This is a genomic window from Streptomyces sp. AgN23 (genome assembly GCF_001598115.1).
Lineage (GTDB): Bacteria > Actinomycetota > Actinomycetes > Streptomycetales > Streptomycetaceae > Streptomyces > Streptomyces antimycoticus.
The window spans coordinates 5,875,876-5,890,056 of sequence record NZ_CP007153.1; the positions used below are offsets into that span (position 1 = coordinate 5,875,876).

Annotated in this window: 16 protein-coding genes; 7 read left to right on the forward strand and 9 right to left on the reverse strand. The window is 69.1% G+C overall.

Annotated features, from left to right (window positions below):
- Nucleotides 1-65: 65 nt before the first annotated feature.
- Both AS97_RS25360 and AS97_RS25365 read left to right on the forward strand, forming a co-directional pair.
- A complete protein-coding gene (locus AS97_RS25360) occupies nt 66-980 on the forward strand; it encodes a hypothetical protein (RefSeq protein ID WP_210565728.1) in 915 nt (304 codons plus the stop codon).
- 256 nt (nt 981-1,236) lie between these two features.
- Entirely contained in the window at nt 1,237-1,455 is a 219-nt protein-coding gene (locus AS97_RS25365) for a hypothetical protein (RefSeq protein ID WP_247204828.1), read from the forward strand.
- A 151-nt stretch (nt 1,456-1,606) separates the two neighbouring features.
- Here AS97_RS25365 and AS97_RS25370 read toward each other — a convergent pair whose 3' ends face one another.
- The gene (locus tag AS97_RS25370; protein ID WP_059145907.1) at nt 1,607-2,011 is read right to left on the reverse strand and encodes a metal-sensitive transcriptional regulator; all 405 of its coding nucleotides are present in this window, start codon (nt 2,009-2,011) and stop codon (nt 1,607-1,609) included.
- A 191-nt stretch (nt 2,012-2,202) separates the two neighbouring features.
- Between AS97_RS25370 and AS97_RS25375 the strand changes: the two genes are divergently transcribed.
- Together AS97_RS25375 and AS97_RS25380 are read left to right on the forward strand one after the other, a co-directional pair.
- The gene (locus tag AS97_RS25375) at nt 2,203-2,823 is read left to right on the forward strand and encodes a DUF47 family protein (protein WP_059145908.1); all 621 of its coding nucleotides are present in this window, start codon (nt 2,203-2,205) and stop codon (nt 2,821-2,823) included.
- An 8-nt stretch (nt 2,824-2,831) separates the two neighbouring features.
- On the forward strand, nt 2,832-3,830 hold the full coding sequence (locus AS97_RS25380; RefSeq protein ID WP_059145909.1) for an inorganic phosphate transporter: 999 nt from the start codon (nt 2,832-2,834) through the stop codon (nt 3,828-3,830).
- A gap of 220 nt (nt 3,831-4,050) precedes the next feature.
- Here the strand turns inward: AS97_RS25380 and pstB are convergent, their stop codons facing one another.
- The 4 genes from pstB to pstS form a co-directional block, all read right to left on the reverse strand.
- Nucleotides 4,051-4,827: a phosphate ABC transporter ATP-binding protein PstB gene (gene pstB / locus AS97_RS25385; protein WP_059145910.1), complete on the reverse strand. Its 777-nt coding sequence runs from the start codon at nt 4,825-4,827 to the stop codon at nt 4,051-4,053.
- 26 nt (nt 4,828-4,853) lie between these two features.
- Entirely contained in the window at nt 4,854-5,915 is a 1,062-nt protein-coding gene (pstA, locus tag AS97_RS25390) for a phosphate ABC transporter permease PstA (RefSeq protein ID WP_059145911.1), read from the reverse strand.
- Nucleotides 5,916-6,030: 115 nt separating this feature from the next.
- The gene (gene pstC, locus AS97_RS25395) at nt 6,031-7,020 is read right to left on the reverse strand and encodes a phosphate ABC transporter permease subunit PstC (protein ID WP_059145912.1); all 990 of its coding nucleotides are present in this window, start codon (nt 7,018-7,020) and stop codon (nt 6,031-6,033) included.
- A 115-nt stretch (nt 7,021-7,135) separates the two neighbouring features.
- Nucleotides 7,136-8,257 (reverse strand): phosphate ABC transporter substrate-binding protein PstS, encoded by a 1,122-nt coding sequence (pstS, locus tag AS97_RS25400; protein WP_059145913.1) that lies wholly within the window; start codon nt 8,255-8,257, stop codon nt 7,136-7,138.
- 472 nt (nt 8,258-8,729) lie between these two features.
- Here pstS and AS97_RS25405 point away from each other — a divergent pair, with 472 nt between their 5' ends.
- Nucleotides 8,730-9,803 (forward strand): C40 family peptidase, encoded by a 1,074-nt coding sequence (locus AS97_RS25405; RefSeq protein WP_210565729.1) that lies wholly within the window; start codon nt 8,730-8,732, stop codon nt 9,801-9,803.
- 48 nt (nt 9,804-9,851) lie between these two features.
- Here the strand turns inward: AS97_RS25405 and AS97_RS25410 are convergent, their stop codons facing one another.
- Entirely contained in the window at nt 9,852-10,373 is a 522-nt protein-coding gene (locus tag AS97_RS25410) for an O-acetyl-ADP-ribose deacetylase (protein ID WP_210565730.1), read from the reverse strand.
- A gap of 232 nt (nt 10,374-10,605) precedes the next feature.
- Here AS97_RS25410 and AS97_RS25415 point away from each other — a divergent pair, with 232 nt between their 5' ends.
- The gene (locus AS97_RS25415) at nt 10,606-11,832 is read left to right on the forward strand and encodes a fused response regulator/phosphatase (RefSeq protein ID WP_059145916.1); all 1,227 of its coding nucleotides are present in this window, start codon (nt 10,606-10,608) and stop codon (nt 11,830-11,832) included.
- Nucleotides 11,833-11,955: 123 nt separating this feature from the next.
- Here AS97_RS25415 and AS97_RS25420 read toward each other — a convergent pair whose 3' ends face one another.
- The 3 genes from AS97_RS25420 to AS97_RS25430 all read right to left on the reverse strand — a co-directional run bounded on the left by AS97_RS25420 (nt 11,956) and on the right by AS97_RS25430 (nt 13,557).
- Entirely contained in the window at nt 11,956-12,273 is a 318-nt protein-coding gene (locus tag AS97_RS25420; RefSeq protein ID WP_078505653.1) for a DUF2516 family protein, read from the reverse strand.
- A 138-nt stretch (nt 12,274-12,411) separates the two neighbouring features.
- Nucleotides 12,412-13,116 carry a hypothetical protein gene (locus AS97_RS25425; protein WP_210565731.1) on the reverse strand — a complete coding sequence of 235 codons (705 nt, stop codon included), beginning with the start codon at nt 13,114-13,116 and terminating at the stop codon, nt 12,412-12,414.
- A gap of 18 nt (nt 13,117-13,134) precedes the next feature.
- The gene (locus AS97_RS25430) at nt 13,135-13,557 is read right to left on the reverse strand and encodes a helix-turn-helix transcriptional regulator (RefSeq protein ID WP_059145918.1); all 423 of its coding nucleotides are present in this window, start codon (nt 13,555-13,557) and stop codon (nt 13,135-13,137) included.
- A 213-nt stretch (nt 13,558-13,770) separates the two neighbouring features.
- On the opposite strand from AS97_RS25430, the gene AS97_RS25435 reads away from it, so the two are divergent.
- Nucleotides 13,771-14,127 carry a YciI family protein gene (locus AS97_RS25435; RefSeq protein WP_210565732.1) on the forward strand — a complete coding sequence of 119 codons (357 nt, stop codon included), beginning with the start codon at nt 13,771-13,773 and terminating at the stop codon, nt 14,125-14,127.
- The last annotated feature ends 54 nt before the right edge of the window (nt 14,128-14,181 follow it).

A 14,181-nucleotide genomic window follows, 5' to 3' on the forward strand; every position in this document is an offset into this window, starting at 1 on the left:
CGGTGCCGATCGTTAAACGAACAAGTATCAAGCGTGGACGAGCGTGGCCAGGGGGTCGGCGGTCGATGGAGTTCCAGCAGTGCGGGCTCGGCGTACGGAGACGGGTGAGAGCGGTCGCCGGTGTCGTGTCGGGTGGCCTGCTGGCCATGTCGCTGGCGACCGTCAGTGGCTGTTCCACCGAGACGGCGGCCGATGAACGCCCCGGCGGCACGGCGCGGGGGAGCGCGGTCACGGTGCTCCACCGGGCCGCGGACGTGCTGGTCAGATCGGGCAGCTCGCGGGTCCGCACCACCATGGAGACGGCGACGGGCGGCACCCGCGTGTCCATTCGCGGCAGCGGTGCGTACGACTTCGAGAAGCGGCGGGGTCGGCTGCGGCTGCTGCTGCCGAGGGACGCCATGGGGGCCGCCGAGCATGCGCCGATCACCGAACTCCTGGCCTCCGGAGCGCTTTTCATGCGCAATCGCGGGGCGGGCATTCCCCGCGATAAGTGGGTGCGGGTGGATACGACGGACATCCCCGATGGCAATCTCGTCACGGGTGGGGCCACGGATCCGCTGACCGCCGCCGAACTGCTGCGCGGGGTACGGAAGGCCAGCCTGGTCGGCGAGGAGGGGCTCGACGGGGATCTGGTGCGTCACTATCGCGGCATCACCGACATCGGCCGGGCGGCCCGGCTCGCGTCGGAGGGCGCGCGGGGCTCGCTGGTGGCCGCGGCGAGGGGGTTCGGCGAGAGCGCGGTGACCTTCGACGCGTATCTCGACGGGCTCGGCCGGCTGCGCGAGGTGCGGCACCGGTTCACGGTGACCAGCCGGACCGACGGCCAGGAGGCGACGGCGGGCCCGGACGCCACCCGGCGGCGCGGTGCGGTGGGGGTCGCCTCGACGACGGAGCTGTACGACTTCGGGGCGCCGGCCGTGGTTGAGCTCCCCAAGCCCACGGATATCTACACAGGAAAGGTCGGATCACCTCAGAAGTAGTCGGAGGGGCCCGCTTTGCCCTTCGAAATGGCCCATCCGTGCCATGCGCGGAGTGTGTACCGATCCCTACGCTGGGAAGCCGCTGCTCGAAAGTGCTCGCAGGTGCTCGCTGGAGGAGGTGAAACACGTGGTTGCGCGTCGCGGCTCGTCGGGCCCGGACCCCGTGGCCCTCGTCGAAATCGATCTCTATGGTGACTTGATGATCGCTGCGTCGAGCGCGGACGAGGACAGGCTCAGTACGGACCGTATCGACGAGGTGCTCCGGGTGCAGGCCGACCGATCAGATTCGGCCGAGGGGGCCAAGAGCGCCAAGGGTGCTCATGGCGCTCATGGTGCTCATGGTGCTCATGGCGCCAAGGGTGCCAACGGCGCCAAGCGGACCAAGGGCGCCAATAACGCTGACCGCACCGAGGGCGCAAGGGGTGCCGACGAATCGACGGGCGCCCCGGAGGCCGGGAGTCCGGACACCCCGTAGCCGAGTCGCCGTCTCGCCGGCGGGTGTCCAGCGGCCCCGTCCGGCGAGCGGCTCGTCCGGCGAGGCGGTAGCCATACCCACACCCGGCTTCGGGCATGTCCGCGCCCGAGACGGGGCGGGGCGGAACGGGGCGGGCCGTGCCGGGGCCGGCTCAGGTCCGCAGCAGCCGGGCGATGGCCGCCGTGGCCTCGGCCACCTTGGCGTCGACCTCACTCGTGCCCTCCGTCTCGCCCTGGGCGGCGCTCTCCACGGCCGCGCTGGCGACGCAGTGGCGCAGATGCTCCTCGAGCAGCTGGAGGGCGAAGGACTGGAGCGCCTTGGTGCCTGCTGAGACCTGGGTGAGTATGTCGATGCAGTAGACGTCTTCCTCGACCATCCGCTGCAGTCCCCTGATCTGGCCCTCGATCCGGCGCAACCGCTTGAGGTGTTGATCCTTTTGTTTGGCGTATCCATGGCCACCGTGGGGTACGGACTCCTGGGCGGAAGTATGCCCGGACGTCTGGCCCCGCTCGTCGCCGTCGGTGGGCGCGGTGGTGTCGGCTGCCGTGGTCGTCATGGCGTCCTCCCGTTGATTACGCAATGTCCGCATATACCCCCAGTGGGTATATGGTACCGGCTTTTCTGGTCGAACCGGGCCCCCGTGCTGAGCACTCTGCCCGATGGGCGACACTGGGACCGCCGGTTACCGTGGCCGGAAGATGCGCCTAGCATCGACGAGTCCCCATCCGCTGCATCCGAGGATCCCCAGTGCGCTTTCGTCTGACCCCCAGGGAGACGAGCTTTTACGACATGTTCGCCGCGTCCGCGGACAACATCGTGACCGGCTCCAAGCTCCTGATGGAACTGCTCGGGGCGGACTCCTCCGCTCGTGCCGAGATCTCGGAGCGGATGAGGGCCGCGGAGCACGCGGGGGACGACGCCACTCACGCGATCTTCCACCAGCTGAACTCCTCCTTCATCACACCGTTCGACCGTGAGGACATCTACCGCCTGGCCTCGTCCCTCGACGACATCATGGACTTCATGGAGGAGGCCGTCGACCTGGTCGTCCTCTACCAGGTCGACGAGCTGCCCAAGGGGGTCGAGCAGCAGATCGAGGTGTTGGCGCGGGCGGCCGAGCTGACCGCCGAGGCGATGCCGAATCTGCGCACCATGACCAACCTCACCGAGTACTGGATCGAGGTCAACCGCTTGGAGAACCAGGCCGACCAGATCCACCGCAAGCTCCTGGCCCACCTCTTCAACGGAAAGTACGACGCGATAGAGGTGCTCAAGCTCAAGCAGATCGTCGATGTGCTGGAGGAAGCGGCCGACGCCTTCGAGCACGTGGCCAACACGGTCGAGACCATCGCCGTCAAGGAGTCCTGAGCCCCGGCATGGACACCTTCGCGCTTGTCGTGACCATCGCGGTCGCGCTCTTCTTCACCTATACCAACGGCTTCCACGACTCGGCCAACGCCATCGCGACCTCGGTCTCCACCCGGGCGCTGACCCCCAGGGCGGCGCTCGCGATGGCCGCCGTGATGAACCTCGCGGGTGCCTTCCTCGGCAGTGGCGTCGCCAAGACCGTCAGTGAGGGTCTGATCGCCACCCCCACCGGCGACCAAGGCATGATGATCTTGTTCGCCGGGCTGATCGGCGCGATCACCTGGAACATGGTGACCTGGTACTACGGCCTGCCGTCCTCCTCCTCGCACGCGCTGTTCGGCGGGCTGGTCGGCGCGGCGCTGGCGGGTGCGAGCACGGTCCACTGGGACGGGGTGCTGGAGAAGGTCGTCATCCCGATGATCCTCTCTCCCATCGTCGGCCTGGTGCTGGGCTACTTCGTGATGGTGATCATCCTCTGGCTGTTCCGTGGCGCGAACCCGCACAAGGCCAAGCGCGGCTTCCGGATAGCGCAGACCGTCTCGGCGGCGGGCATGGCGCTCGGCCATGGCCTCCAGGACGCCCAGAAGACCATGGGTGTCGTGGTGATGGCCCTGGTCATCGGGGGTGTCGAGGACGAAGGCGACGCGATTCCGGTGTGGGTGAAGATCTCCTGCGCCGCGATGCTGTCGCTCGGCACCTACGCGGGCGGCTGGCGCATCATGCGCACGCTGGGACGGCGGATCATCGAGCTGGACCCGCCGCAGGGGTTCGCGGCGGAGACCACGGCGGCCGGAGTCATGTACACGGCGTCGTTCATGTTCCAGGCGCCCATCTCGACCACCCATGTCATCACCTCGGCGATCATGGGTGTGGGGGCGACCAAGCGGGTGAGCGCGGTCCGCTGGGGGGTCGCGAAGAACATCATCCTCGGCTGGTTCATCACCATGCCCGCCGCGGCCGGAGTCGCCGCGCTCAGCTACTGGATCGTCAACCTGGCCTTCGGCTGAGGCTGGCCGCCGCATGTATCAGGGCTGACCGCCCACGCGCTCCGGCCGACCGCCGTACGGCAGATACCCGACGCAGATACGCGAAGCAGATACGCGAAGCAGATACGCAAAAGCGGGCCCGCCCCCGGGAGCCAGGGGCGGGCCCGTCGTCTTGCGGTGGCACCGCCATGCAGCACCGCAGGACGTTCTGTCCTCGCCAGTAGTGCGGCGAGGAGCCTGATCAGCCGAAGCGGCCCGAGATGTAGTCCTCGGTCGCCTGCACCGACGGGTTGGAGAAGATCCGCTCGGTCTCGTCGATCTCGATGAGCTTGCCGGGCTGGCCGACGCCGGCCAGGTTGAAGAAGGCCGTACGGTCCGAGACGCGCGCCGCCTGCTGCATGTTGTGCGTCACGATGACGATCGTGAAGCGCTCCTTGAGCTCACCGATCAGGTCCTCGATGGCGAGCGTCGATATCGGGTCCAGCGCCGAGCAGGGCTCGTCCATCAGCAGCACATCGGGCTCGACCGCGATGGCGCGGGCGATGCACAGCCGCTGCTGCTGACCACCGGAGAGGCCGGCGCCCGGCTTGTTCAGCCGGTCCTTGACCTCGTTCCACAGGTTGGCGCCCTTGAGGGACTTCTCGACGACGTCCTCGAGCTCGCTCTTCCGGTACGAGCCGTTGAGCTTCAGCCCGGCGGCGACGTTCTCGAAGATGGACATCGTCGGGAACGGGTTGGGGCGCTGGAAGACCATGCCGACCGTACGGCGCACGGAGACCGGGTCCACGCCCGAGCCGTAGAGGTTCTCGTCGTCGAGCATCACCTTGCCCTCGACCCGGCCGCCGAGGGTGACCTCGTGCATCCGGTTGAGGGTGCGCAGGAAGGTCGACTTGCCACAGCCCGAGGGGCCGATGAAGGCGGTCACCGAGCGGGGTTCGACCGTCATCGAGATGTCCTCGATGGCTTTGTGGGTGCCGTAGTAGGCCGTCAGCCCGCTGACGTCGATGCGCTTGGCCATGTGAATCACTTCTCTTCTTCTTGGCCTCAGCGGCCGGACTTCGGGGCCTTCCAGCGGGCGATGCCGCGGGCCACCAGGTTCAGGATCATGACGAAGGCGATGAGCACGAGCGCCGCGGCCCAGGCCCGGTTGAAGGAGGCATCGTTGCCGAGCTGCCACTGCTCGTAGATGTAGTACGGCAGCGACGACTGGGCGCCTTCGAACGGGTTGTTGTTGATCCCCGCGGCACCGAAGACCAGCAGCACGATGGGGGCGGACTCGCCGGCGACACGGGCGACCGCGAGCATCACACCCGTGGTGATTCCGCCGATCGCGGTGGGCAGCACCACCTTGAGGATGGTGCGCCACTTGGGCACGCCGAGCGCGAGGGACGCCTCACGCAGCTCGTCCGGGACCAGCTTGAGCATTTCCTCGGTCGAGCGGACGACGATCGGCATCATCAGGATGGCCAGCGCCATGGCACCGGCGAAGCCCGAGTAGCTGAAGCCGAGAATGATGATCCAGAAGCTGAGGATGAACAGACCGGCGACGATCGAGGGGATACCCGTCATCACGTCGACGAAGAAGGTGACGGCCTTGGCGAGCCGGCCGCGGCCGTACTCCACCAGATAGATGGCGGTCAGCAGGCCGATCGGAACGGCGATGAGCGCGGCGAGACCGACCTGCTCCAGGGTGCCGATGATCGCGTGGTACGCGCCACCGCCGGGCAGGATCGTCTGCACACCCTCCATGGAGTGGCCCAGGAAGTAGCCGTCGAGCACCGTCCGGCCCCGGTCGATGGTCTCCCAGAGCAGGGAGAGCAGCGGGATGACGGCGAGCAGGAAGCAGACCCAGACCAGGCTGGTGGCCAGCCGGTCCCTGGCCTGCCGGCCCCCCTCGACCACGGCGCCGAGGACGTACGAGGCGATGATGAACACCAGGGCGGCGAACAGGCCCCACTGGAGCGGATTGCCCATTCCCAGGGCGGCGCCGATGCCCGCACCCACCGCCGCCGAGCCGACGACCAGGGCGTACGGGGTCCACCGCGGCAGACGGGCCTGCTTGAGGCTGGAGGCGCGGTGCTCGCCCTTGTCAACAACAGTGCTCATGCCGTGCCCCTCACATTCGCTCCGCTGCGCCAGCAGCTGACGTGACTGTCGCCCGCGCGGCGCAGAGGTGCGGCCTTCGTCTTCTTCTGCGGCCCGGTGGCCGCGCGTACGTCGCTCATGCCGCGGTCCCCGAGTACTCCTTGCGGCGGGCGATGATCATTCGCGCGGCGCCGTTCACCAGCAGGGTGATGACGAACAGCACGAGACCGGAGGCGATCAGCGCGTCGCGGCCGTCGTTACCGGCTTCCTTGAAGCGGCTGGCGATGTTCTGGGCGAAGGTGCCGCCGCCCGGGTCCAGCAGGCTGGTCTCGATCAGGAAGTTGGGGGACAGCACGGTGGCGACCGCCATGGTCTCGCCCAGCGCGCGGCCCAGGCCCAGCATCGAGGCGCTGATGATGCCGGAGCGGCCGAAGGGGAGGACCGACATCCGGATGACCTCCCAGCGGGTCGCGCCGAGCGCCAGCGCCGCCTCCTCGTGCATCTTCGGGACCTGCCGGAACACCTCGCGGCTCACGCTGGTGACGATCGGCAGGATCATGATCGCCAGCAGGATGCCGACGGTGAACAGGGAGCGCGCGGCGCCGCCCTGGTAGCTGAAGATCCCGGTCCAGCCCAGGTAGTCGTCGAACCAGGTGTACAGCCCGGTGAGATGCGGGACGAGGAAGAGCGCGCCCCACAGGCCGTAGACGATGCTGGGGACCGCGGCGAGCAGGTCGATGACGTAGGCGACCGGAGTGGCCAGCCGGCGCGGGGCGTAGTGCGAGATGAACAGCGCGATGCCCACCGCGATCGGGACCGCGATGACCATGGCGATGATCGAGCTGACGACCGTGCCGTAGGCGAGGACGGCGATGCCGAACCGCATCGGCGAGGAGCCGGTGTTCCACTCGAAGTACGTGAGGAAGTTGGCCTCGTCCTTGGAGATCGCGATGGCGGCGCGGTAGGTGAGGAAGGCCGCGATGGCCGCCATGATCACCAGCAGGGCGATACCGGAACCCCGGGAGAGGCCGAGGAAGATCTTGTCACCGACGCGGCCGGTGGAGCGGGTCTTGACCTTGGGTGGAGACGCGGCGGCTGATGATGTGGGTTCTATATCCGTTTTCATGAGTTCTCCGGTCTGCGGAGCCTGATGCGGATGAGGCTCCTGGTGCGGCGGTGCACCGGACAGTGCGGCTGACTCCGCCGCGGCGATTGCCGCGGCGGAGTCAGCCGCACTCGGGTCAGGAGAGGCTCTTGACGCTCTCGCGGACCTTGTTGGCGATCTCGGTCGGGAGCGGGGCGTAGCCGAGCTCCTTGAGGGAGGTCTGGCCGTCCTCGCTGGCGACATAGGTCAGGAAGGACTTGGTCGCGGCGAGGGTGCTTGCCTTGTTGCCCTTGTCACAGGCGATCTCGTAGGTGACCAGGGTGATCGGGTAAGCGCCGTCCGCCTTGGTGTCGTACGCCAGGTCGAGGGCCAGGTCGCTGCCGGTGCCCTTGATCTTGGCCTCGGAGATGGCCTTGGAGGCGTTCTCGACGGTGGCCTGGACCGGGGCGGAGGCGCCGGTGTCCAGGTCGACGGTCTTGATGCTGTTCGCGGTCGCGTAGGACAGCTCGAAGTACGAGATCGCGCCCGAGACCTGCTTGACCTGCGAGGAGACACCGGAGGAGCCGTCGGCCGACTGGCCGCCCTCGCCCTCCCACGCCTTGCCCGGCTCGTGCGGCCACGCCTTCGGGGCGGCGGCCTTGAGGTACTTGGTGAAGTTGTCCGTGGTGCCCGACTCGTCGGAGCGGTGGAACGCCTGGATCTTGAGGCTCGGGAGCTTCGCGTCCTTGTTCAGCGCCTTGATCGCGGGGTCGTCCCACTTCTTGATCTCGGAGTTGAAGATCTTGCCGAGGACATCGGCGTTCAGCGTCAGCTTGTCGACGCCGGGCACGTTGAAGCCGACGGCGATCGGGCCGCCGACCATCGGCAGGTCAATGGCCTTGCCGCCCTTGCAGATCTTCTCGGAGGACTTGACCTCCTCGGGCTTCAGCGCCGAGTCGGAGCCCGCGAAGGCGGTCTTGCCCTGCAGGAACTCCTGGATGCCCGCGCCCGAGCCGGTGGCCTTGTAGTTGAGCTTGGTGTCCTTGCAAGCGGCGCCGTAGGTCTTGATCCACAGGTCCATGGCGTTCTTCTGCGCGGACGAGCCCGAGGCCAGCAGCTGCCCCTTGCCGTCGCACTTGATGTTGGAGGCGGCCTTGGAGCCGCCGCCGCCCGAGTCGCTGTTGTCGTCGGAACCGCACGCCGTGAGGACAAGGACGCCGGAGACAGCAAGGGCACCGGCGGTGATGGCGCGAAGCCGGTTCTTGCGCTGAAGCTTCACTTTCAGGAGTTCCTTCCAGGAGCCGCCGGTTGGGGGACGGCGCGCGAGATTGGGTGGAGCGCACTTCGTGCGGCGTGGGCCGGAGCCGTACTCGGCTCACGCTCAGTAGGGCCGAAAGTAGGCAGATCAGGTGAAGCGGCCTGAGGGGGCGAGTTAACGGATGGTGAACCTCGGCCGTCAGTGTGGTGGCCATGTCACGGCCAGGTCACGGCCTGATCCCGAGCCCGACGACGTCCTTGCGGAGGTTGCGCCAGGTCCGTCCGACACCTGTGCGACACCCGTCCGGTGAACCGGTTCGGGGTGGCTGCTGGAGTAACCGCCGCGTGTCTCTGTCGAATTGCGGTACGGCATGTCACTATCCGTCCCTACGTGCCGGTACGTCAGGTCTGGCGCGCGAGAGGGGCAGGAGCGCGCACGGCCGGAACGGAACGAGAGGAGACCGCGGGTGAGGCGGGACGGGAGAGGGAGGGGTATGAGCGTCGCCGCGGCCACCGCGCTGGTCTGCGCGCTGGGACTGTCGGCCGTGCCGGAGACGGCGTACGCCGCACCCGGCGAGCCGGGGCCGGCTCCGGGGCCGGGCGACGGGTCCGGTGGCGGCGCGAACGGGGGCCAGAGCCTGGAGGAGGTCCATCAGGAGGTCGACGGGCTCTACCGCAAGGCGGAGTCCGCCACGGACGCGTACAACCTGGCGCGGGAGAGACAGGCCCGTCAGGAGAAGGCCATCCTGAAGATCGCCCGAGCCGTGGTGAAGGCCCAGAAGGAGATGGCCGGGCTGCGCAAGCGGGCCGGGGCGATGGCCCGGGCGCAGTACCGGGGCGGCGGGATGCCGGCGGAGGCGCGGTTGTTCCTCAACGGCGATCCGGGCGACTTCCTCGACGGTGTCACGCTCGCCCGCAAGGGTGAACAGGCCACCCACGGACTGATCGGCCGTCTGGAGCGCACCCAGGTGGCGCTCGACCGCTACGCCGACTCGGCCTCCCAGGAGTGGGAGCGGCTGGACCGGAGCCGGGCGAAGAAGGCGGCGGCGAAGAAGGAGATCCTGCGCAAGCTGGCCCGGGCGCAGCGGCTGGAGTCCCGGCTGGCGAAGGACGAACGGGAGCGGCTGCGCCAGTTGGAGGAGGACAAGGCCCGTGGCGCGCAGGCGAAGTGGCTGGACACCGGGATACTGCGGGAGCTCGGCAGCGACGCCACCGCGATGGGCGGGCGCGCGGTCGACTTCGCGAGGGCCCAGCTCGGCAAGAACTATGTGTGGGGCGCGGTGGGCCCGGACACCTACGACTGCTCGGGGCTGACCCAGCGGGCGTGGGCGACGGCCGGCCGGGCGATCCCGCGGACCTCGCAGGAGCAGTGGAGGCTGCTGCCCAAGGTGAGCGCGAAGGACATGCGCCCGGGTGATCTGATCATCTACTTCAGGGACGCGAGCCATGTGGGGATGTATGTGGGCGGCGGCGCGATGATCCACGCCCCCCGCCCCGGCCGCCAGGTCACGTTCGCGGGCGCGGGCTCGATGCCGATCCTGGGCGTGGTCCGGCCGGACGCGCGGTAGTACGGCGGGTCCTGGCGCCCCGGGGCTGCGAGGGCCCGCCCGGCCGCCTCAGGCCGGCGGGAGCCCGTTCAGGGCCGTCTCGAAGGCGTCGTACGCGCGCTGGTCGAAGAGGACGAAGCGGGCCTCGGTGACCGCGGTGTCCGCATCGCGGACGGTGGTGAGCGCGATCCGGGCCGCGTCGTCCAGGGGCCAGCGGTAGACGCCGGTGGAGACGGCCGGGAAGGCGACCGTACGGGCGCCCAGCTCATCGGCGACCCGCAGTGCCTCGCGGTAGCAGGGGAGCGTGGCCGAGCGGTCCTCGGCCGTGGAGAAGACCGGGCCGACCGTGTGGATCACCCAGCGGGCGGGCAGTCGGCCGGCTGTGGTGGCGACCGCCTGCCCGGCCGGAAGGACCTTGCCGTAGCGGGACGCACGCACATCGCGGCATTCATCCAGAATGCCGGGTCCGCCCTTTCGGTGGATGGCTCCATCGACGCCACCCCCTCCCAACAGGGAGGAGTTGGCCGCGTTCACGACCGCGTCCACGCTCTGCTCGGTGATATCCCCCAACGCCAGCGTGATGTTCGTCATCCCGGGATTGTCTCCTGGGCCACCAAGTGCCGCATGACGTGCGGCATATGACAAAAGTCGGTGCCAGGAGGTCATTCCATGAAACGGCCGCCTAGCGCTAAGGTCGCCTGGCAATATCCGGTACCCGCGCTCTGGGGCCGCTGAAACCGACCAGTCGGTGTGCGTACCGGAATCCCACTGCGCTCCACCGGTCGGCGGTGCGCGCCCTCGGGGGGAGGGAAGGAATCGAGTGATGTCCGTACCCGTGCCGAGGCAACGGGAGGCACCGGCCCCGGAGGCCGGTCCCGCCGCCCTGCCCGACAACGGGCTCACCCTGCTGGTGATCGAGGACGATCCGTCCGGTGCCTTCAACGTTCCCGAGATGCTGGATACCGAGGGTAACCGAGTCCGCATCCGTACGGCGCGCAACCTCACCGAGGCCAGCCGGCTGCTCACCGACGGGGTGCAGTGCATCCTCCTCGCCCTCCCGGGCCCGGACCATGACGGCGCGGACTCGCTGGCCGCGCTGCGCGAGGTGCTGCGGCTCGCGCCCCTGCACGCCGTCCTCGTCCTGACCGCGGAGGACGACGCCGAGCGCGCCGCCGAGGCGGTACGGGTGGGCGCCCAGGACTTCCTCTTCCGCGGCGAGCTGGACGGCCGGATCCTCAGCCGAGCCATCCGCTACGCCGTCGAGCGCAAACGCGCCGACCTCGCCCAGCGCCAGCTCACCGAGTCGCGGCTGCGCGCCCAGGAGAACGCCCGGCTGGAGCGCGGACTGCTGCCCACCCCGCTGCTGGACGGCTCGGGGCTGCGCTTCGCCGCCCGCTACCGGCCCGGCCGCAGCCGCGCCCTGCTCGGCGGCGACTTCTACGACACCGTCCGTACCCCGGACGGCACGGTCCACGCGATGATCGGCGACGTCTGCGGCCACGGCCCGGACGAGGCCGCCCTCGGGGTGGAGCTGCGGATCGCCTGGCGCGCCCTGACCTTCGCCGGGCTCTGCGGCGATCAGCTGCTCGGCACCCTTCAGCAGGTGCTGGAGAACGAACGCGCCGACGATGAGATCTTCGCCACACTCTGCACGGTCGACATCGCACCGGACGGCCGCCGGGCCGGGGTCTGCCTGGCCGGGCACCCCTCACCGCTGGCGATCCGCCCGAGCGTGGCGCCCCGGCTGCTGCCCACCGACGAGAACGGCCCGGCGCTCGGCCTGCTGCCGAACGCCCGCTGGCCGCGCCGCGAGGTCGAGCTCGGCGGGGCATGGAGCCTGATGATGTACACCGACGGGCTGATCGAGGGCCGCGTCGGAACTGGGGTGCAGCGGCTCGGCCAGGAGGGGATGGTCGAGATCGTCGCCCGCCAGGTCGCGGAGGGACGGCGCGGCGAGGAGCTGCTGGACGCGACCGTCACCGAGGTGCGCTCGCTGAACGGCGGGGAGCTGACCGACGATCTGGCGGTGCTGCTGCTGGACCGCGGCTGATCGGCCGCGGCCCGTTCCGCTGTCTGTTGCCTGGCGCCCGGCGACTGTTGCCTGGCACCCGGTGTCTGTCGCCTGGCGCCCGCTGTCTGTCGTCGCGCCCGCTGTCGGACGCTCGGTGCCGTCCTAGCGGCCGTTGAAGGGTCCGTAAGGACCGTCGGAGCTGGAGCCGCGGCCGCGCGGCCAGCGGCGGCCACCGCCGGAGACCTGCCGCAGCGCGGGCCGGACGTCGACGATGTACACGATCGTCGCGATCAGCCCGATGATCGGCAGGAAGTCCAGGATTCCCATGAAGAAGTTCACCGCGGCGGCGAGACCGAGGATGATCAGCCAGAACGCCTTGGTCTGCTTGTCCGCCGCCCGGTACGCGTCATCCCGGCGGATCGCCGAGTCGACGAAGGCGAAGAGGCTGAAGAGGAGCAGGGCCCAGGAGACCCAGTACATCAGCTTGCCGAAGCCTTCAACCAGCACGCCATCCACCGCCTAGAAGATATGTATGGGACGCGTCTCTGCGGGCCACCGTACCCGCCCACCGGGCCGGGCACGCAGGGCGTACCCGGCCCGGTCGTGGACGTGCGCTCGTCAGCCGGCCGACTTCGGCTCCGGCCGCTTGGCGGGGGTGGCGGGCTTGTTGCCGCGCGCCGGGGCCTTCTTGGCCTGGGCGGACGAAGAGGCCGCGGACGTCTGCGTGCCCGAGTGACCGGAGTGGCCGGAGTTGCTCGACGGGGCCGGGGTGGCCGGGGTGGCCGGCTTGGCCGCCGACTTCGGGGCCTCCTTGGACGAGTCCATGGCGACCGACTGCGACGGGGCCTTCGAACGGGCCGCGGCGTTGCCGTCGCGCCCCTCGTGGGGCTCGATCGCACCGGCGATGTCGACGACCTCGTCGGCCGCCTCACCTCGCCAGGTCCGCACGACGTCCTGGCCGTGCTCGGCCACCTCGTCGTACCGCTCCCGCGCCTTCACGGCGAGCTCGGCGGCCCGGCCCACACTCTGCAGGGCGAGGTCCTGCGCCGTGTCGCGCAGCCGCTTGATGTCGGTGTCGATCGTGCCCAGCATCTCGTTGAGCTTGCCCTGGGCCTCCTTGGCCTGCTGGGAGACCCGCTCCTGCACGACCTTGGGGTCGGTGTTGCGCACCGCGTTCAGGCGCTCCGGGGCCTCGGCGACGATCTTCTCGACGAGCGACGGCACCTCCTTGAGCTTCTGGGCGGCCAGATCGGCGGTGCCCGCCATGAAGTACAGCGGGGTCGGGTCGGTCAGGGTCTTGCGTACGTCGTCGGTGATGGCCATGGTGATGGTCCTCCCGGATCAGTTCGAGGGTGTGGCGACGTCGGCGCCGGTGCCGAAGGTGTCGGAGGGGTCGGAGATGTCGTCCGAGGCGGTCTGGAGCCCGTTTTCCTTGCGGAAGGACTCATAGATCTGAAGCAGTACCTGCTTCTGCCGCTCGTTGATCGAGGGATCGGCGAGTATCACGCTGCGCACCTCGGTCTCTTCGCGGTCCCGCTCGTCGAGGATCCCCGCCTGTACGTACAGGGTCTCGGCGGATATCCGCAGCGCCTTCGCCAGCTGCTGCAGGATCTCGGCGCTCGGCTTGCGCAGCCCGCGCTCGATCTGGCTGAGGTACGGATTGGACACCCCGGCCGCATCGGCCAGCTGCCGCAGCGACAGCTGCGCACTGCGCCGCTGCTCGCGCAGGAACCCGCCGAGGTTGCCGACGTTGAGTGATGCCATGCCTCGATGCTGCAACAGGTGTGCTAACTATTGCAAGCATTTGCTTGCAATAGTGGCGCGTGTCATGACGGGGCCGGGGCGGTGCGGCCTCGGCGAAAAAAATCTCATGGGGTCTGTCGATCCGGGCAGTGCCCGTTCGACGCAGGGGTGAGAGGCGGGGAAGCCCCCGGCCTCCGTAAGGAATCTCGCTCGTCCACCGAATGAGGAGTCACCATGCCGCGCTATCTGTCGATGATCCGCGTCGATGAGCGGAACGCCCCCACCGAGGGCCCCAGCCCCGAGCTCATGGAGCGGATGGGCGCGCTGATCGAGGAGATGACCAAGGCCGGGGTCATGCTGGACACGGCCGGGCTCGCCCCGACCTCCGAGGGCACCCGGGTCACCTGGTCCGGCGGGAAGATCAACTGCACCGACGGCCCCTTCACCGAGAGCAAGGAGGTCATCGGCGGCTACTCCATCGTCCAGGCCAAGGACAAGGCCGAGGCCGTGGAGTGGGCCAAGCGGTTCCTGCGGACCCATGAGGAGTTCTGGACCATCACCGTCGAGGTCCGCGAGATCGTCGGGGGCTGAGCCGGCAGTGCTTGCTCTGTCCCCTTACGGCTGCTCTGATAGGGGCCGTGACGG